At 61.1% G+C, this 17,057-nt stretch carries 16 protein-coding genes; 5 read left to right on the forward strand and 11 right to left on the reverse strand.

The window, feature by feature from the left end; genetic code table 11:
• Positions 1-282: 282 nt before the first annotated feature.
• From hemP to ppsR, 11 genes are all read right to left on the reverse strand, one after another.
• Entirely contained in the window at positions 283-495 is a 213-nt protein-coding gene (gene hemP / locus AC1DUB_RS10095) for a hemin uptake protein HemP (protein WP_477729418.1), read from the reverse strand.
• A gap of 152 nt (positions 496-647) precedes the next feature.
• Positions 648-1,058: an ExbD/TolR family protein gene (locus AC1DUB_RS10100; RefSeq protein WP_477729419.1), complete on the reverse strand. Its 411-nt coding sequence runs from the start codon at positions 1,056-1,058 to the stop codon at positions 648-650.
• Between the two features lie 79 nt (positions 1,059-1,137).
• Positions 1,138-1,851: a MotA/TolQ/ExbB proton channel family protein gene (locus AC1DUB_RS10105; RefSeq protein ID WP_477717416.1), complete on the reverse strand. Its 714-nt coding sequence runs from the start codon at positions 1,849-1,851 to the stop codon at positions 1,138-1,140.
• A gap of 23 nt (positions 1,852-1,874) precedes the next feature.
• A complete protein-coding gene (locus AC1DUB_RS10110; RefSeq protein WP_477729420.1) occupies positions 1,875-2,582 on the reverse strand; it encodes an energy transducer TonB in 708 nt (235 codons plus the stop codon).
• A gap of 95 nt (positions 2,583-2,677) precedes the next feature.
• Complete coding sequence (locus AC1DUB_RS10115; RefSeq protein ID WP_477717414.1) at positions 2,678-2,935, reverse strand: (2Fe-2S)-binding protein; 258 nt, start codon at positions 2,933-2,935, stop codon at positions 2,678-2,680.
• 286 nt (positions 2,936-3,221) lie between these two features.
• Positions 3,222-3,929: a Fe2+-dependent dioxygenase gene (locus AC1DUB_RS10120; RefSeq protein WP_477717413.1), complete on the reverse strand. Its 708-nt coding sequence runs from the start codon at positions 3,927-3,929 to the stop codon at positions 3,222-3,224.
• 90 nt (positions 3,930-4,019) lie between these two features.
• Positions 4,020-6,332, reverse strand: coding sequence for a TonB-dependent receptor (locus AC1DUB_RS10125; RefSeq protein WP_477729421.1), 2,313 nt, complete (start codon positions 6,330-6,332; stop codon positions 4,020-4,022).
• A 355-nt stretch (positions 6,333-6,687) separates the two neighbouring features.
• Complete coding sequence (gene bfr / locus AC1DUB_RS10130; protein WP_477729422.1) at positions 6,688-7,164, reverse strand: bacterioferritin; 477 nt, start codon at positions 7,162-7,164, stop codon at positions 6,688-6,690.
• A gap of 171 nt (positions 7,165-7,335) precedes the next feature.
• Entirely contained in the window at positions 7,336-8,907 is a 1,572-nt protein-coding gene (gene ahpF / locus AC1DUB_RS10135) for an alkyl hydroperoxide reductase subunit F (protein WP_477729423.1), read from the reverse strand.
• Positions 8,908-8,989: 82 nt separating this feature from the next.
• The gene (gene ahpC, locus AC1DUB_RS10140) at positions 8,990-9,562 is read right to left on the reverse strand and encodes an alkyl hydroperoxide reductase subunit C (RefSeq protein WP_477717409.1); all 573 of its coding nucleotides are present in this window, start codon (positions 9,560-9,562) and stop codon (positions 8,990-8,992) included.
• 432 nt (positions 9,563-9,994) lie between these two features.
• A complete protein-coding gene (ppsR, locus tag AC1DUB_RS10145) occupies positions 9,995-10,816 on the reverse strand; it encodes a posphoenolpyruvate synthetase regulatory kinase/phosphorylase PpsR (protein ID WP_477717408.1) in 822 nt (273 codons plus the stop codon).
• A gap of 187 nt (positions 10,817-11,003) precedes the next feature.
• Here ppsR and ppsA point away from each other — a divergent pair, with 187 nt between their 5' ends.
• The 5 genes from ppsA (at position 11,004) to AC1DUB_RS10170 (ending at position 16,865) form a co-directional block, all read left to right on the forward strand.
• Complete coding sequence (ppsA, locus tag AC1DUB_RS10150) at positions 11,004-13,403, forward strand: phosphoenolpyruvate synthase (protein ID WP_477729424.1); 2,400 nt, start codon at positions 11,004-11,006, stop codon at positions 13,401-13,403.
• A 150-nt stretch (positions 13,404-13,553) separates the two neighbouring features.
• Complete coding sequence (locus tag AC1DUB_RS10155) at positions 13,554-13,850, forward strand: hypothetical protein (protein ID WP_477717406.1); 297 nt, start codon at positions 13,554-13,556, stop codon at positions 13,848-13,850.
• A gap of 38 nt (positions 13,851-13,888) precedes the next feature.
• On the forward strand, positions 13,889-14,494 hold the full coding sequence (locus AC1DUB_RS10160) for a tetratricopeptide repeat protein (protein WP_477729481.1): 606 nt from the start codon (positions 13,889-13,891) through the stop codon (positions 14,492-14,494).
• Positions 14,481-14,750: a DUF4212 domain-containing protein gene (locus tag AC1DUB_RS10165; protein ID WP_477729425.1), complete on the forward strand. Its 270-nt coding sequence runs from the start codon at positions 14,481-14,483 to the stop codon at positions 14,748-14,750. The genes AC1DUB_RS10160 and AC1DUB_RS10165 overlap by 14 nt, the downstream gene beginning before the upstream one ends.
• A 3-nt stretch (positions 14,751-14,753) precedes the next feature.
• A complete protein-coding gene (locus tag AC1DUB_RS10170) occupies positions 14,754-16,865 on the forward strand; it encodes a sodium:solute symporter family protein (RefSeq protein ID WP_477717403.1) in 2,112 nt (703 codons plus the stop codon).
• Positions 16,866-17,057: the final 192 nt, after the last annotated feature.

Below are 17,057 nucleotides of genomic sequence, written 5' to 3' on the forward strand. Positions count from 1 at the left end.
GTCCTGATCCGGCGCTGGCGTGAAGTGCGAGCTGCCTYAAAAAAGCCGACCTCGTGGTCGGCTTTTTTTGTTTTCCATGCAGCCCGCTGGCCTTGCACCATAGCCAGCAGTCGAATTGCTCTCGGCGAGCAGCGACGGTGATCGAGAAAAAAAGCCTGGCTAAGCGACCCCTTGAAGGGTCCGTGGCTGGCTAAAAACGATCTTGGGAGCCCGCTACAGGCTCCGGATCGCCCCACGATGAAACGGATATGGCTACGGCTTGAAGCCGCCCTGGCGCTGCGCTTACTTGGTCAGAATCAATTTGCCCAGGCGCGTGGCCTGCAGGCGGTAAGTCGAGCCGTTGTGACTGATGGCCACTGTTTTTTGACCGCGCAAAATTTCATGACTGTCCAGGCAGCAGGATGGGGCTACGGCACCGCCCGACCCAGCTCCTGGATGCGCGGGTGTGCCAGCGGATGGGTTCTGGTTGTCTGAAGTAGGCAGGGCTGGGGACATGATGGTTTAAACCTGTTTGCGCTTTGTTGAGTAAATGATAACCATTCTCATTTAAAAATCAAGGTGATTTCATCCAAACTGCGCCGTTGTGCGTATTTTTCTGCGGTGAATTTGTTAAAGCTTGTGCGGCCGTCTTGCGGTGCAGCTGGAAATCAATTCCTGGGCTCGGTGATAAACCCGATTTTTCGCAAGCCTGCCTGCTGGGCAGCCGCCATGGCCTGGGCGACGCGTTCGTAGCGAACCGATTTGTCGCCGCGGATATGCAGGTCAGGCTGTGGATTTTGGGCCGCTGCAGCTTTCAGTCGAGGCGCCAGGTCTTCGTCGGTGATAGCGGTTTCGTTCAGGAAATAGCTGCCTTGCGCATCCACGCTCAGGCGTACCGTTTCTGGCTTGATGTTTTGCGCCTCGTTGGTGGCCCGCGGCAGGTCAATGTTGACGGAGTGCTTCATCACCGGGACCGTGATGATGAAGATGATGAGCAGCACCAGCATGATGTCCACCATGGGTGTCATGTTGATCTCGTTCATTACATCATCGGTGTCGTCTTGGGTTCCAAAGGCCATGGTGCTTCTCGATCACTGAAAAATAGCCTGGCGCGATGGTGCGACAGGATGATTGGGTTTGCAGGTTGAAACGCCGGGCTCAGGCTTTCTTCATGGGAACGACATTGGCCGGGCCGTTGCTGGTGATGCGTGCACCGGTCACAAAGTAGGCGTGCAGATCATGGGCAAAGCGGCTGAGCTTTTGCAAGATGCCCTTGTTGCCGCGCACCAGTGCGTTGTAACCCAGCACCGCCGGAATCGCCACGGCCAGTCCGAGGGCTGTCATGATCAGCGCCTCGCCGATGGGGCCTGCCACCTTGTCGATGGTCGCCTGGCCTGCCGCGCCTATGGACAGCAGCGCATGGTAAATGCCCCAGACCGTGCCGAAGAGGCCGACAAAGGGCGCGGTGGATCCGACTGAAGCGAGGATGGCCAGACCGGACTGCAGCCGGGCGGTGAATTCGTCGATGGTGTTGCGCAGCGTGCGCGTGACCCAGTCGCTCACATCCAGCGCATCATGCAGATGCGCCTTGGTGTTGCGGTGATGAAGCGTGGCCTCACGGCCCTCCAGCGCCAGCTGGCGGAACGGGTTGGTGGGGTCGGCGCCCAGCTTGGTCAGGCCTGCCGCGAAATCTTCGCTGTGCCAGAAGTCTTCAGCAGCCCTGGCAATTTTCTTGTACTTGATCAGGTCCAGCGTCTTGATAATGATCACCATCCACGAGGCGAGCGACATGGCGAGCAGCAGCAGTGCCACCGATTTGGTGACGATGTCGCCCTGGCTCCAGACGTTGGCAAGGCCAAATTGGGAATTCATGAATCAATACTCCACAGTTCAAATTAGTCGCTGAGGTTCCATACAACAGGAACGTTAAAAGGCATGGCTTCGGCAACGCCATTGCGCTTGCCGGGCACGTAGCGCCAGCCCATGACAGCGTCGTAGGCGGCTTTGTCGAGGCGGGAAAAGCCGCTCGACCTTACCAGTCTGGCGCGCTGCGGCTTCCCGTCAACACCGATCCAGACTTCATGCACGGCCGTGCCTGTTTCTCCCATGCGCCTGCTCAAGGCAGGGTAAGGCGGTTTCGGGTTTTGCAGGTAGTCGGCGTCGCTCGAAGGCAGTTGCACTGCGGCCGGCGCTGGTGGGGCAGGGGCGGCGGCGGGCGCTGCCGCGACGGCCGCAGGCGCGGCGGCGAGGGGCGGCGTGACAGCGCCCGTTGGTGCATCGGTGGATGGGGTGGGGTCTGCTATGGCCAGCGGCTGCGGTTGCAGCGGGGCTTTGGCGATGGCTTTTTTCTGCGCGACGATCGGCGTGGGGGGCACCGGCGGCAGCGGCTCCGCCTTGGGGGCAGGTGGATCGACAAATTGGGACAGCACTTCGGCGGGCACCACCAGCTCCGCAGCGCGCATGAGCAGGCCGCTTTGCAGCGCCCAGATAAAACCAACATGCAGGGCCACCACCACCAGGGCAATCACCGCATTGCGGCTAAGAGGCTGGCGCGGCGCGTCTGCCCCGGGGGGGCGGTCGCCTGTGAAAGCAGTGGCATTCATTGCGGAATGGATTGGGTATGCAGGGCCACAAGCGTGCCACAGGTTGGGTCAAGAGGAGCGGCGGAAGATCCACCACGCAGAAACAATCACCAGTATCAGGCTGATGGGGAGAGCTGCAAAGAGGGTTGCGACGTGTTCCATGAGCTGCCTTCCGGAGATTGGTTGGCTAGCTTGATATTGGCCGTCGGGCAGCTCGCGCTGCACTGGGCCACCACGTCTCGGGCGCAACCTTCGCATTGGCCGCACTGGGTGGCCACGCCGAGTTCAAACTGGATCTCGTCAAAGCCCAAGCCGGCGCGGGCATGGCGGGCAATTTCACGGTCAGAGACTCGGCGGCAGACGCAAACGATCATGGAGGGGCTTGGCTGTTGGTTGATGGGTTCAATCAGTGGTTTAATTATAAATGCGAATCTATCGCATTTGCAATCATGCCCCGGCTTATTCTCCGGGTATTCGGTCAATCAGCTTGGGTGTCATGGGTAAAAAGCGCTTTCTACCCATACAAGACTGAGACAAGATTGAGGCAAGATTGAGCCAATAAGCTATCAAAAATATAGCGAAGAATTGCCGAAACCAGCTGGGAAAACCCCAAAAAATGGCGTCAGTCCCGGGTGTGCCCTGCGTGGAAAGGCCGACGTCTCAAACGTCGGCCCACATGCGCAGCAGGTTGTGATAGCAGCCGGTCAGGCGGACCACTTCCGGACTCTCCGCGCCTCCTTGCGTCGTCCTGTCGAGTTCTTTTTGGCGCAGCGAGGTGATGGCCATGTCCATTTCATAAAGGAGCCGGCGCTGGGCATCGGAGCGGACCATGCTTTCGATCCAGAAAAAGCACGCCAGACGTTCGCCGCGCGTGACAGGCTCCACGCGATGCACTGAGGTGCCCGGGTACATCACGAGGTCGCCTGCCTCGAACTTGATGCGCTGCTCGCCGTAGGTGTCCTGCACCACCAGCTCGCCACCGTCGTAGCTGGCCGGATCGCTGAGAAACAAGGTGCAGGAAATATCGGTGCGCACGTGGCGCGCCGTGGCGGCATGGGTGCGCACGGCGTTGTCGATGTGGTTGCCGAAGTGGTTGGCGCCCCCACCGTAGCGGTTAAAGAGCGGCGGATACACCGATTTGGGCAGGGCGCCGGTCACAAACATCGGATTGCGGGCGAGGGCCACCGAGACAATGTGGCGCGCCTGCTGGGCTGCGGGCTGCTCCTCGGGCAGCTGCAGGTTGTTTTTGACCGTGCCGCTCTGGCTGCCTGCCGTGATGCGGCCGTCTGCCCAGTCGGCTGCCAGGATCAGCTGGCGGACTTGTGCGAGTTCGTCTGGCTGGAGGGCTTGGGGAATGCGAAGCAACATGATGTCATTTCCAAATGGAATCGGGCACCCCCGCCATGCTTGGGGTGCCCGAAGTTTAAAGCGCCGGATGACGGATTAAATCGTTGTGCCTCAGAATTTGCTGGTCAGCGTAAGGCGCACACTGCGCTCATCGCCGGGTGCGGCGAAGCCGCGGTACAGCGTGTTGTAGTACACCTTGTCGAACAGGTTGTCGATGTTGAGCTTGACGGTATTGCCTTCGTTGATGCGGTACTCCACGAGCGCATCGGCCTTGACGTAGCCGGGTGCGCGGTTGGTGGTCGTCACGCTGTTGGCAGGCTTGTTCTGGCTCACGGCGGTAAAGCCGCCACCGATACGCCATTTGTCGCTGATGCGGTAGGTGGTGAACAGGTTGGCCTGGCGGCTGGGGCTCAGGCCCGGGTTCTCCCCGACTTCGGCGAGACCGGCGGCGTTCGAGCCCGACTGGTCGATCACCGCGCGCAGGAATCCGATGCCCGCGAACACATCCCATTGAGGGGTGATTCGGCCTGCCACTTCAAATTCCAGCGCGTCGGTGTGGCGCTTGCCGGACAGCAGGTAGGAGTTGTTGGCCGTGTCGATGTCGGTATTGCGCTCGTTGTACTTCTCGGTGCGTGCCAGCGCCGTGCGCAGGGACAGGTCGCCGCCATACAGTTCCCACTTGACGCCGATCTCCATGTTGCGGCTGCTCTCGGGCGGCGTGTTGGCCGACCGGGGGTCAAACTGGTAGAGGTCGCCCGAGGTGTTGAACGAGGTGCCGTACGCGGCGTAGTAGCTCACCTCTTCATTCGGCTGGTACATCAGGCCGAGGCGCTTGCTCAGCAGGTTGTCCGCGCGCGAGAGCGGGGTGTTGTTCGGGGCCGTGTTGCCGGAGCGGTCAAAGTCGCCCTGGAAGCGGTCCAGGCGCAATCCGGCAACCAGCTTCCAGTAAGGCGTCAGGTCGATGGTGTCCTGCACATACAGGCCCAGCGTCGTCGCCTTGAATTGCGTGGCCACCTGCTCGGTCAGGTTGCCGCTGATGCCGGTGCTGCTTGGGTTGCCAACGGTGGTGGAAGGCTTGGTGGCAATCAACGAGGGATAGGTCGAGCGGCTTGAATTCTCAACCGCGTATTCAGCGCCCACCAGCAGGCTGTTCTTGCGGCCAAACCATTGGGTGCTGGTGAGGTAGTCGGTTTGCAGGAAGGTGTGGTGCTCCTCGCCGGCCTTGGCGTTGGTGCGCCTGTTCACGACGGTGTTGGGGTTGAGGTTGAAAATGGTGGTGCCGGCAGCGAAGCTGGACTGCGTGGCCCACATGGCGCGCGAGTAGTAGCCGTCGCGCACCGTGGTTTTCAGGCTGCTGCCGTCGGTCCAGCGGTGGGTGTGCGACAGCGTCAGCACGTCTGCCTTGTCATTCTGGAAATCGCTGTCCAGGCCATACCAGTACTTGTTGGTGGGCGAGGGGGCCGGGCGGCCGTTGAGCCAGGCAAAGCCCCAGTCTGGCTTGTCGTTGTAATGCAGGTGGTAGTAGCTGATTTCGAATTCGTTGGCTGTGCCGATGCCAAGGCGATAGTCCAGCGCCAGGCCACGCCGGTGAGTGGAGGCGCCGGCGTTGTCGCCGCGCCCGTCGCTGTCGGTGGCCATGGCGTTGATGCGCAGGGCGGCATCGTCATCCAGCTTGAAGTTGAAGTCGCCCTGATAGCGCTGGTAGCCGTTGGTTCCGATGGTCGCATTGAGTTCATGCTCGGTGATTGGGCGAGCCTGTTTGCTGACCTGGTTGATGATGCCGCCGGTGGAACCGCGGCCAAACAGCATGGAGGCCGCACCGCGCAGTACTTCGACGCGATCAGTATTGAACGTGTCGCGGTTGTACTGGGCTATGTCGCGCATGCCGTCGAGATAGATATCGCCCGCGGCGCTGAAGCCGCGCAGCCGGATGTTGTCGCCCACCCGGCCGCCTTCGCCCGCTTCGAAGGTGATGCCAATGACATTTTCGAGCGCGCTCTTGAAGCTGTCCTTGCCCTGGTCGTGAATCAGCTTTTCGTTCACAACGGTCAGCGACTGCGGAATGTCCTTGGCGGGCACCGGCACCTTGCCGACGCTGGTGATGCCGCTCTGGTAGGTCTGCGCCGCGCGGTCACGGGTTCCGGTGACCGTTACGGGGGCGAGGGTTTTGCCTTCGGCCTGCGTGGACGTGGCGGGGGCGGCGGAGGTGGATGCTGCGGCATCCGTGCTCGTGGTGGCGGGAACGCTCTGTGCCCAGCCGGAAACCGAAACAGCCAGCATCAGCGCGCCGAGGGGCAGCAGGGCTTTGTCGGACGACGTGCTGGATGGGGGCGTTGCGCCCGCCAGCAGCGAGAGGTTGCCAGCGCCGGGGCGGGATTTTTGTTTGCGCACAAGGCGTGCGGCGCGGTCGGAAGGGTGTGCCAAGAGGGCCTCCAAGCATGATTCGGCCTTTTGTCGCGGCCGGACCGGGTTTCAGGAAATAGCTTGGCTGTTCTCGAGGCTGTCCCATGGGGACGCGAGTTTGGCTGGCTCGTAAAGTTCGTCTCCAAGTGTATGTCAAATGATAATGATTCGTAATAGCTTTAATGCAAAAGTTGCACAAAAACAACCCGATCAGGCCGGATATCGGCTTTGACGCCATAGGCGTATGTGGGGTATGTGGGGTATGTGGGCGTCTGAACGAAAAAAAGAGGGCTCTTCACAGGCCCCCTTTTTTAGCGCGCCAGGTCCAGGCTATTGGCCCGGAACGTGCCGCAGTGGTGTGTATCGCGCTTAGTGCTTAGCTGACCTCGCCCATCTGGCTTTGCAGGTAGTTCTGCACGCCAACCTTGTCGACCAGTTCGATCTGGGTCTCGAGAAAGTCAATGTGCTCTTCCGTGTCGTCGAGGATGTCCTGCAGCAAGTCGCGGGACACGTAGTCGCGCACGGTCTCGCAATGGGCAATGCCGTCCTTGATCGTGGCTTGGGCGCCTTGCTCGCTCTTCAGGTCGCAGTTCAGCGCTTCCAGCACGTCTTCACCGATCATCAGCTTGCCCAGATCCTGCAGGTTGGGCAGGCCCTCGAGCACGAAGATGCGGTCCATCAGCTTGTCGGCATGCTTCATTTCGCCGATGGATTCCTCGTATTCCTTCTTGGCCAGCTTGTCCAGGCCCCAGTGTTTGTACATCCGGTAGTGCAGGAAGTACTGGTTGATGGCAGTCAGCTCGTTTTTGAGCTGGGCCTGCAGGTGGGCAATGACTTGGGCGTCGCCTTTCATGGGAGATCCTTCTGGTTTTTTTTGACGAATTCCATTGTCTTCAGACCGGCCGGGTTCGGCAAGCAAAATGCCATGACCCTACGGGTGCGTTTTGAGGGCGAATGGGATTGATAGGCGTTCTTCTTTGCAGAAACATTGCTGCCGGTTATGCCGGCCAGCTGGCGCATGACTTCAGGCTGCCGGTGCTGAAGTGCGGATCAGGTGATCGAAAGCGCTGAGCGCGGCCTTCGCGCCTTCGCCTGCCGCGATGATGATCTGCTTGAAAGGCACGGTCGTCACATCGCCGGCTGCAAATACGCCAGGCACAGAGGTCTGGCCCTTGGCATCCACCACGATCTCGCCATGCCGGGACAACTCAACCACGCCCTTGAGCCAGTCGGTGTTGGGCACCAGACCGATCTGGATGAACACGCCTTCCAGTTCGACCTTCTTCAACTCGCTGCTTGCACGGTCCTTGTAGATGAGGCCGTTGACTTTCTGGTCACCGGTGATCTCGGTGGTCTGCGCATGGGTGAACACGGTCACGTTCTTCAGGCTGGTGAGCTTGCGCTGCAGCACGGCATCGGCACGCAGCGCAGTGTCGAACTCGATCAGCGTCACGTGCCCGACGATGCCGGCCAGATCGATTGCCGCTTCGACGCCGGAGTTGCCGCCGCCTATCACCGCCACGCGCTTGCCCTTGAACAATGGACCGTCGCAGTGCGGGCAGTAGGCCACACCCTTGTTTTTGTACTCGCGCTCGCCCGGCACGTTGATGTTGCGCCAGCGCGCTCCGGTCGAGATGACGATCGACCTGCTTTTGAGCGAGGCACCGCTTTCAAGCTGGATCTCGATCAGGTCCTTGCCCGGTCCGGTATTCGGAACCAGCGCCTTGGCGCGCTGCAGGTTCATGATGTCGACGTCATAGTTGCGCACGTGTTCTTCCAGCGCATGCGCGAATTTCGGCCCCTCGGTTTCCTTGATCGAGATGAAGTTCTCGATGCCCATGGTGTCCAGCACCTGGCCGCCGAAGCGCTCCGACGCCACGCCCGTGCGGATGCCCTTGCGCGCGGCGTACACCGCCGCTGCGGCACCGGCCGGGCCGCCGCCGACGATCAGCACGTCGAACGGGTCCTTGGCGGCGATTTTGGCCGCTTCCTGTTCCACACCGCTGGTGTCGATTTTTGCCAGGATTTCTTCCAGGCTCATGCGGCCCTGGCCGAACTCGGTGCCGTTCAGGAATACGGTCGGCACGGCCATGATCTGGCGCTCCTTGACCTCGTCCTGGAACAGCCCGCCTTCAATCATCGTGGTGCGGATGCGCGGGTTCTGCACCGCCATCAGGTTCAGCGCCTGGACCACGTCGGGGCAGTTGTGGCAGGTGAGTGAAACATAAATCTCGAACTCGAAATCGCCGTCGAGCCCACGAATCTGCTCCAGCACGGCCTGCTCGACTTTCGGCGGGTAGCCGCCGACCTGCAGCAGCGCGAGGACCAGCGAGGTGAATTCATGGCCCATGGGCAGGCCGGCAAAGCGCGGGCCGTGGTTCTCGCTCGGGCGGTTGATCGAAAACGAGGGCTTGCGATGTTTGTCGTCGCGGCTTTCGGTCACCTTGACCAGCGCAGACGAGTCGGCGATGTCCTTGAGCAGCGACTGCAGTTCGCCCGAGGCCTTGCTGTCGTCGAGCGAGGCAACGATTTCGATCGGCTGCGTGGCGCGCTCGAGGTAACTCTTCAGTTGGGCTTTGGTGCTGGCGTCGAGCATGGGGAACTCACTTTTCGAATGCATGGGGGAATAAAAAAGCCCGGGAGCTGGCGCGCCCGGGCTTGGCGCAAACAGCTTGGGCTTAGATCTTGCCGACCAGGTCGAGCGAAGGCTTCAGCGTTTCGGCGCCTTCCGTCCACTTGGCGGGGCAGACTTCACCGGGGTGGGCGGCCACGTACTGGGCAGCCTTCACGCGGCGCAGCAGTTCGGCAGCATCACGGCCGATGCCGTTGTCGTGCACTTCGATGGTCTTGATCTTGCCTGCCGGGTCAATCACGAAGGTGCCGCGGTAGGCCAGGCCTGCGTCTTCACCTTCTTCGATCAGCACCTGGAAAGCGCGGGACAGCTGCTGGCTGGGGTCGCCGATCAGCGGGTACTGGACCTTGCGGATGGTGTCGGAGGTGTCGTGCCAGGCCTTGTGGGTGAAGTGGGTGTCGGTCGACACGCCGTAAATCTGGACGCCCAGCTTCTGGAATTCTGCGTAATGGTCGGCCAGGTCGCCCAGTTCGGTCGGGCAGACAAAGGTGAAGTCGGCGGGGTAGAACACCACGACGGACCAATGGCCCTTGAAGTTCTCGTTGCTCACCGGCACGAACTTGCCATTGTGGTATGCGGTGGCCTTGAAAGGAATGATTTCAGTGTTGATCAGGGACATTTTTGCTTTCTATAGCTTGGTTAAAAAAATACTTGAGTGCTTGCGTTGAGCGCTTGCGATTTGATAGTATATATCTTCTAATTTATTAATTTTGATAGTTATTTACTATTCATCGAATTGCCACTCGCTATGCTTTCTCTGTCCGCGGTTGCGGTGGGCTATTTTTGCATCGAATTGTTGCGAATGAGAGTTATTCGCGAATACTTTCGTCGCATTTTGCGAGCAGCTACGTTGGCGCTGTTAGGGGGGGCGCTACCGGCCAGGTACCTTGTTGACACACAGGGTCGCATTGTTTGCCGCCAGTCTGGCGAGGGTGGTAGGACCAGGGATGGTGCGATTCGTCCGGTCCTTGCGGCCGCTTGCGGCGCCGCGGCAATGTGGCCAGATGCCAATGCCAGCGGGCGTAATGAGCTGGAAAATCGATTTCGGCAGTCAGTACTCCAGCCGCTCCGGCCGGATTTCCTGCAGGATGGTGGTGGAAATCTCTTCGATGGACTTGGTGGTGGTGGACAGCCAGCGTATGCCTTCGCGCCGCATCATGGCTTCGGCTTCGTGGATTTCCTCGCGGCAGTTCTCAAGGCTGGCGTACTTGGAGTTGGGCCGGCGTTCGTTGCGGATCTGGGCCAGGCGCTCGGGAGCAATCGTCAGGCCAAAAATCTTTCTTCGGTGCGGCACCAAGGCGGGCGGTAGCTGGCGGCGCTCAAAGTCCTCCGGAATCAGCGGGTAGTTGGAGGCCTTGAGCCCGTACTGCATGGCGAGGTACAGCGAGGTCGGCGTCTTGCCGCTGCGGCTCACGCCCACCAGAATCACGTCAGAGCCCGCCAGGTCCTTGTTGCTCTGGCCGTCGTCGTGGGCCAGCGAGAAGTTGATCGCCTCGATCCGGTCGTCGTATTCCTTGCTTTTGGAGGCATCCGAAAAGCGGCCCACCCGGTGGTTGGACTTGATGCCCAGCTCGCTTTCAAGCGGCGCCACAAACATGCCAAACATGTCCAGCAGCATGCCGTTGCAGTGGGTTTTGATGACGGCCAGGATCTCCATGTTCACCAGCGTCGTAAAAACAATCGGCCGCTTGCCTTCCACTTCCGCCGCGTGATTGATCTGCCGGATGGCCTGGTGGGCCTTGTCCACGCTGTCGATAAACGGCAGCCGGACATGGCGGGGCTTGAACTCAAACTGCGCCAGGATGGCGTTACCAAAGGTTTCAGCGGTAATGCCAGTGCCGTCGGAGATGAAAAACACGGTGCGTTGGGACATGGTGGGCGTCTGTCTGATTGAAAGCTGGGTGAAAGGCTGACGCGGCACATCCGGCCGCAGGCCCCTACAATCGTGGCAATTATCCCGATTGTCACGCCATGCCCCGCCACAACCCCTTCAAACAACAACAAGGTTGCTTGCCGCGCATGGTGAATTCCCCGGTTTTTAAACCTCCCGGAGTATTTTCATGTCCAACCTGTTTGAGGCGACCGCCCTGGTCGTACCGTTTGAAAACCTGAGAATGACAGATGTCGAGGCCGTTGGCGGCAAAAACGCCAGCCTCGGCGAGATGATCTCGCAGTTGCCCACAGGCCCGCAAGGCGTGCGGGTGCCTACGGGTTTTGCCACCACCGCGCACGCTTTCCGGGTGTTCCTGGCCTACGACGGGCTGGATAAAAAAATCAATGCACTGCTCGATGCGCTCGACACCGACGACGTGCGCGCGCTGGCGGAGGCCGGCGCCAAAATTCGCGCCCTGGTCGAAGCCCAGCCTTTCCCGCCGGACTTCGAACAAGCCGTTCGCGCCAGTTTTGCCACCCTGAGCGCCGGAAATGCGCAGGCCAGCTTTGCGGTGCGTTCGTCCGCCACGGCCGAAGACCTGCCCGACGCTTCCTTTGCCGGCCAGCAGGAAACCTTCCTGAATGTCGTCGGCATCGACGATGTGCTGCACAAGATGAAAGAGGTGTTTGCCTCGCTCTATAACGACCGTGCCATCAGCTACCGCGTGCACAAGGGCTTTGCCCATGCCGACGTGGCCCTGTCGGCCGGCGTGCAGCGCATGGTGCGCAGCGATCTCGGCGCAGCCGGGGTGATGTTCACCATAGACACCGAGAGCGGTTTTGAAGACGTGGTCTTCATCACCTCCAGTTACGGGCTGGGCGAAACGGTGGTGCAGGGCGCGGTGAACCCTGACGAGTTCTACGTGCACAAGCCCATGCTCGAGGCAGGCAATCGTGCCGTGATTCGTCGCAACCTGGGTTCCAAGCTGCTGCAGATGGAGTTCACCACGGCCGAGGAGAAAAAAACCGGCGGCAAGCTTGTCAAGACCACCGACGTGCCCGCAGAACTGCGCAACCGCTATTCGCTGAGCGACGAAGACGTCGAGCAACTCGCCCGTTACGCGGTCATCATCGAAAAACACTATGGCCGCGCCATGGACATCGAGTGGGGCAAGGACGGCACCGACGGCCTGCTCTACATCCTGCAGGCCCGCCCCGAGACGGTAAAAAGCCAGTCCAAGGGTAAGGCCGAGCAGCGCTACAAGCTCAAGGGCACCGGCACCGTGCTGGCCGAAGGCCGCGCGATCGGCCAGAAGATCGGCACCGGCCCGGTTCGCATCGTGCACAACATCAGCGAGATGGACCAGGTTCAGCCTGGCGACATTCTGGTGACGGACATGACCGACCCCAACTGGGAGCCGGTGATGAAGCGCGCCAGCGCCATCGTGACCAACCGCGGCGGGCGCACCTGCCACGCGGCCATCATTGCGCGCGAGCTGGGCATTCCGGCGGTGGTCGGCTGTGGCGACGCCACCGAGCGGCTGGTGGACGGCATGCTGGTGACGGTCAGCTGCGCCGAAGGCGACACCGGCAACATCTACGACGGCTTGCTGGAAACCGAGGTGACCGAGGTGCAGCGCGGCACCATGCCGCCGATCGACCTGAAAATCACGATGAACGTCGGCAACCCGCAGCTGGCTTTTGATTTTTGCCAGATTCCCAACCATGGCGTTGGCCTGGCGCGGCTGGAATTCATCATCAACAACAATATCGGCGTGCACCCCAAGGCGATTCTCGACTACCCGAATGTCGATGCGGACCTGAAAAAGGCGGTGGAAAGTGTGGCGCGCGGCCATGCGTCGCCACGCGCTTTTTACGTGGACAAGGTGGCCGAAGGCATCGCGACCATTGGCGCGGCTTTCTGGCCCAAGCCGGTGATCGTGCGTTTGTCCGATTTCAAGTCCAACGAATACCGCAAGCTGATTGGTGGTTCGCGTTACGAGCCCGAGGAGGAAAACCCGATGCTGGGTTTCCGCGGTGCATCGCGTTACCTCAGCCCGGATTTTGGTGAAGCCTTTGCCATGGAGTGCGAAGCGCTCAAGCGCGTTCGCAATGACATGGGCCTCGTTAACGTCGAGGTCATGGTGCCTTTTGTCCGCACCCTGGGACAGGCCAAAAAGGTGACCGACCTGCTGGCACAACATGGCCTGAAACGCGGTGAGCAGGGCCTGCGCGTGATCATGATGTGCGAGGTGCCGAGCAACGCCGTGCTGGCCGACCAGTTCCTCGAATACTTCGACGGGTTTTCCATAGGCTCGAACGACCTGACCCAGCTGACGCTGGGACTGGACCGTGACTCGGGCCTGGAGATTCTGGCCACGGACTTTGACGAGCGCGACCCCGCCGTCAAGGCCTTGCTGAGCCAGGCCATCAGCGCCTGCAGGCGACAGGGCAAGTACGTCGGTATCTGCGGCCAGGGTCCCAGCGATCATCCGGACTTTGCACTCTGGCTCAAGGAGCAGGGCATCGGCTCGATTTCGCTGAACCCGGACACCGTGATAGACACCTGGAAGCGCCTGGCCAACTGATGCTGATCAGCCGATGCTGATGCGTTGAGTGTGCCGGCAGTTGGTCGGCAGTCAGCGGCAACCGAGGGAAAACCCCCGGTTGCTTGAATGCACATGGTAAGCAACTGGCAAGCCCTCCGATGACAATCGGGGGCATTGCCCCTAAATGCCATGCTTGCTGTTGTCACCACTGTCAAACTGCTCACCGAGATCGCACTGCTCGCGCTGTTGGGCCAGTGGGTGATAGGCCTGCTGTCAGGTCAGGCCCGCGATCACAACCCGTTTTATCGCCTGCTGCAAGTGGTGGGACGCCCCTGGGTACGGGCGGCACGCTGGCTCGCGCCCCGGGTGGTGCTGGACCGCCATCTGCCGTTGGTGGCCGGTTTGGTCCTGCTGTTCATCTGGGGCGGTGCGGCCATCGCCAAGGTCGCGATTTGCCTGCAGATCGGCGTGGTGCTGTGCAAATGAAGGTGGCGCTGAACTCGCTGAACTATCACTTTCTGAGAATGCAGGCAGTGGCTCTGCTTGCTTTCGGCGACCGCGCGCGCGCATTGGCAGGATTTGAGCGGATGCTGCGGCTCAGGCCGCTGGATCGCTATGCGCTCGCCAGCCGGGCCCATGTGCTGGCAGCACTGAAAAATTATGACGAGGCGGCCGCGAGCCTGCACCAGCTCACCCGCGCCTGGCCGCAGGACGCACCTGCCTGGTTCAACCTGGGCTATGTGCTGCAGAATGCCGGGCAGCATGAATCCGCTGAGGCCGCGTTTCGCAGCGCCCTGGCACTGGATGAGCGCATGGACCGTGCGTGGTACGGCCTGGCGCTGGCCCTGATCCACCAGCGGCAGTTTCATGCGGCGGTGCAGCCCCTGGAAATGAATACGGCATTGCAGCCCATGAGTCCCCACGGCTGGTACCGGCTGGCACAGGTTCGCCTGGAACTGGGCCAGCCCGAAAAAGCCCGGAAGATCATCGACCACCTCCGGCAGTTTGAGCCCCGGGTGGCCGCGCAACTGGAAGGCGAATACGGCTTGCAAGCCAGGCCCGGCCAGCCGGCGCGCGCGGTGCAGGCCCCTGGCGCGGCAATGAGTGTGACGGGCAATGCAGCTCACTGACAACCATCGCCGCTACTGGCGCAAGAACCTCGTCCTGACGGCCGCGCTGTTGCTGATCTGGTTTGCCGTCACGTTTGGCGTGAGTTACTTCGCGCGGGCATTGAGCTTCACGTTCTTTGGCTGGCCCTTCAGTTTCTGGATGGGGGCGCAGGGCGCTTTGCTGGTGTATTGCCTCATCATCGGGTTTTATGCGTGGTGCATGAACCGTCTCGACATTGAGCACGACGTGGCAGACCTTGCGGATGGAGAGCCCTGAACCATGGCCGGATTTTTCGGATCCCGGGACGGGATCGGCCTCTCGAAGCGGCAGTTCAAGACCCAGCTGAACCGGGTGTACTGCTGGTACACGGTAGGTCTGGTGCTGTTTGTGGCCGTGCTCGCCGGCCTGGAGCGCATGGGCATGCCCAGGTTGTGGATAGGTTCCACCTTCCTGATGGCCACCATTGGCCTGTATGCGGGTATCGGGATCATGAGCCGCACCACCGACGCCGCGGAATATTACGTGGCGGGCCGCCGTGTCCCGGCTGTCTACAACGGCATGGCGACCGGTGCCGACTGGATGTCGGCGGCGTCGTTCATCGGCCTGGCAGGAACCCTGTACCTCACGGGTTACAGCGGTCTGGCCTTCATCATGGGCTGGACGGGCGGCTATTGTCTGGTCGCCCTGGTGCTGGCTCCCTACCTGCGCAAGTTTGGCCAGTTCACCATCCCGGATTTCCTGGGTGAACGCTACGGCGGCAACCTGCCCAGGCTCATCGGAGTGATGGCCGCTATCCTGTGCTCCTTCACCTACCTGGTGGCCCAGATTTATGGTGTCGGCCTGATCACGTCCTATCTCACGGGCATTGCGTTCGAACTCGGAATCTTCCTCGGCCTGGGCGGTATTTTGGTGTGCTCATTCCTGGGCGGAATGCGCGCCGTGACCTGGACGCAGGTAGCCCAGTACATTATTCTGGTGGTGGCTTACCTGATTCCGGTGATCTGGCTGTCTGCCAAGCAGACCGGCGTCCCCGTACCGCAACTGGTTTATGGCTATCAGCTGGAGAAGGTCACCGCCAGGGAAAAACAGCTGGTCGATGATCCCGGCGAGCAGCAGGTGCGAGCCCTGTTCCGGCAGCGCTCGGAGGCCCTGGCCGACAAGATCGGGCATCCGGCGGCTTCGCTGGCTGCCGACAAACTCGCTGCCAGCAAGAAGATGGAAGAGTTGAAGAGCGGTAACGCCTCCGTTGCACAGGTTTCCTCAGCGGCCAGGGCGCTGGCGGCGATGCCTAAAAACGAGGCCGCGGCGGTTCGCAGCTGGTCGGCCGCCAAAGCCGTCGCAGACATCAAAAGCCAGCCGCTCAACGGCATGCCGCCACACGCGGCCCAGTTTTCCGGCGACCCGGAGGGAACGCCGAAAGAAAGAGAGATTTACGACACGTCGCGCCGGAATTTCCTGGCGCTGGTCTTTTGCCTCATGGTGGGGACTGCCGCTTTGCCGCACATCCTGATGCGGTATTACACCGTCCCCAGCGTGCGGGAGGCGCGCCAGTCCGTCACATGGTCCCTGTTTTTTATCTGCCTGCTGTACTTCACGGCGCCGGCGTTGGCCGTGCTGGTGAAGTATGAAATCTTCACCGTGCTGGTGGGCATGCCGTTTGACCACCTGCCGGCCTGGATCAACACCTGGAGCAAGGTGGACCCGTCGCTGCTGTCGGTGACCGATGTCAACAGGGACAACATCCTGCAACTCAATGAAATGACGGTAGGCGGCGACGTCATTGTGCTGCTCACCCCCGAGCTTGCCGGCCTGCCTTATGTTATTTCCGGGCTGGTGGCGGCCGGCGGTCTGGCGGCTGCGCTCTCCACGGCAGACGGCCTGCTGCTGACGATTGCCAATGCGCTGGGCCATGACGTGTATTACAAGATGATCGATCCCAACGCCTCGACGGTCAGCCGGGTGACGGTGTCCAAAATCCTGCTGCTCATCGTGGCCCTGACGGCGGCCTACGTGGCGGCCCAAAAACCGGCCGATATCCTGTTTCTCGTGTCGGCGGCTTTTTCCTTTGCGGCGGCCTCATTTTTTCCCGCGCTGAGCCTGGGCATTTTCTGGAAACGCGCGACCGGCATTGCGGCGGTGCTGGGCATGGTGTCGGGCCTGGGTGTGACGTCCTACTACATGCTGACCACCCAGCCCTGGCTGCGCGAGGCCTTCGGCATCACCTCACCCATCCAGCTCTGGTGGGGGATTGATCCCATTTCCGCGGGGCTGTTTGGCGTTCCGGTCGGGTTTGCCGTGATCGTGCTGGTGAGCCTGGTGACCCGGCCACCCCCCCAGAAAGCCCGCGATCTGGTGGATCACGTGCGCTATCCGGACCTGAAAAGCCTTTAGGTTCAGGTTTTCGGGCGTCGTCCACCCCCTTGGCGCGCTCCCCTGGCATGCCGTCCGCCGGTGGAGGTTCGCCCCGGAAGTACCTCCCTGCGTCAATTGAACACCTGAATTTGCACCCGGGGCCGCCAACCGGCTATAATCATGGGCTTCGCCTTGCTGCACCCTTAACGACGCTGGGGCAGCTTCAATCAA

The sequence above is a fragment of the Polaromonas sp. P4_F9 genome, assembly GCF_056401235.1.

Coding starts and splice junctions, on each gene's coding strand:
- hemP (WP_477729418.1), bottom strand. CDS start 495: ATGTCCCCAGCCCTGCCTACTTCAGACAACCAGAACCCATCCGCTGGC.
- AC1DUB_RS10100 (WP_477729419.1), bottom strand. CDS start 1,058: ATGGCCTTTGGAACCCAAGACGACACCGATGATGTAATGAACGAGATC.
- AC1DUB_RS10105 (WP_477717416.1), bottom strand. CDS start 1,851: ATGAATTCCCAATTTGGCCTTGCCAACGTCTGGAGCCAGGGCGACATC.
- AC1DUB_RS10110 (WP_477729420.1), bottom strand. CDS start 2,582: ATGAATGCCACTGCTTTCACAGGCGACCGCCCCCCCGGGGCAGACGCG.
- AC1DUB_RS10115 (WP_477717414.1), bottom strand. CDS start 2,935: ATGATCGTTTGCGTCTGCCGCCGAGTCTCTGACCGTGAAATTGCCCGC.
- AC1DUB_RS10120 (WP_477717413.1), bottom strand. CDS start 3,929: ATGTTGCTTCGCATTCCCCAAGCCCTCCAGCCAGACGAACTCGCACAA.
- bfr (WP_477729422.1), bottom strand. CDS start 7,164: ATGAAAGGCGACGCCCAAGTCATTGCCCACCTGCAGGCCCAGCTCAAA.
- ahpF (WP_477729423.1), bottom strand. CDS start 8,907: ATGCTCGACGCCAGCACCAAAGCCCAACTGAAGAGTTACCTCGAGCGC.
- ahpC (WP_477717409.1), bottom strand. CDS start 9,562: ATGTCCCTGATCAACACTGAAATCATTCCTTTCAAGGCCACCGCATAC.
- ppsR (WP_477717408.1), bottom strand. CDS start 10,816: ATGTCCCAACGCACCGTGTTTTTCATCTCCGACGGCACTGGCATTACC.
- ppsA (WP_477729424.1), top strand. CDS start 11,004: ATGTCCAACCTGTTTGAGGCGACCGCCCTGGTCGTACCGTTTGAAAAC.
- AC1DUB_RS10155 (WP_477717406.1), top strand. CDS start 13,554: ATGCTTGCTGTTGTCACCACTGTCAAACTGCTCACCGAGATCGCACTG.
- AC1DUB_RS10160 (WP_477729481.1), top strand. CDS start 13,889: ATGCAGGCAGTGGCTCTGCTTGCTTTCGGCGACCGCGCGCGCGCATTG.
- AC1DUB_RS10165 (WP_477729425.1), top strand. CDS start 14,481: ATGCAGCTCACTGACAACCATCGCCGCTACTGGCGCAAGAACCTCGTC.
- AC1DUB_RS10170 (WP_477717403.1), top strand. CDS start 14,754: ATGGCCGGATTTTTCGGATCCCGGGACGGGATCGGCCTCTCGAAGCGG.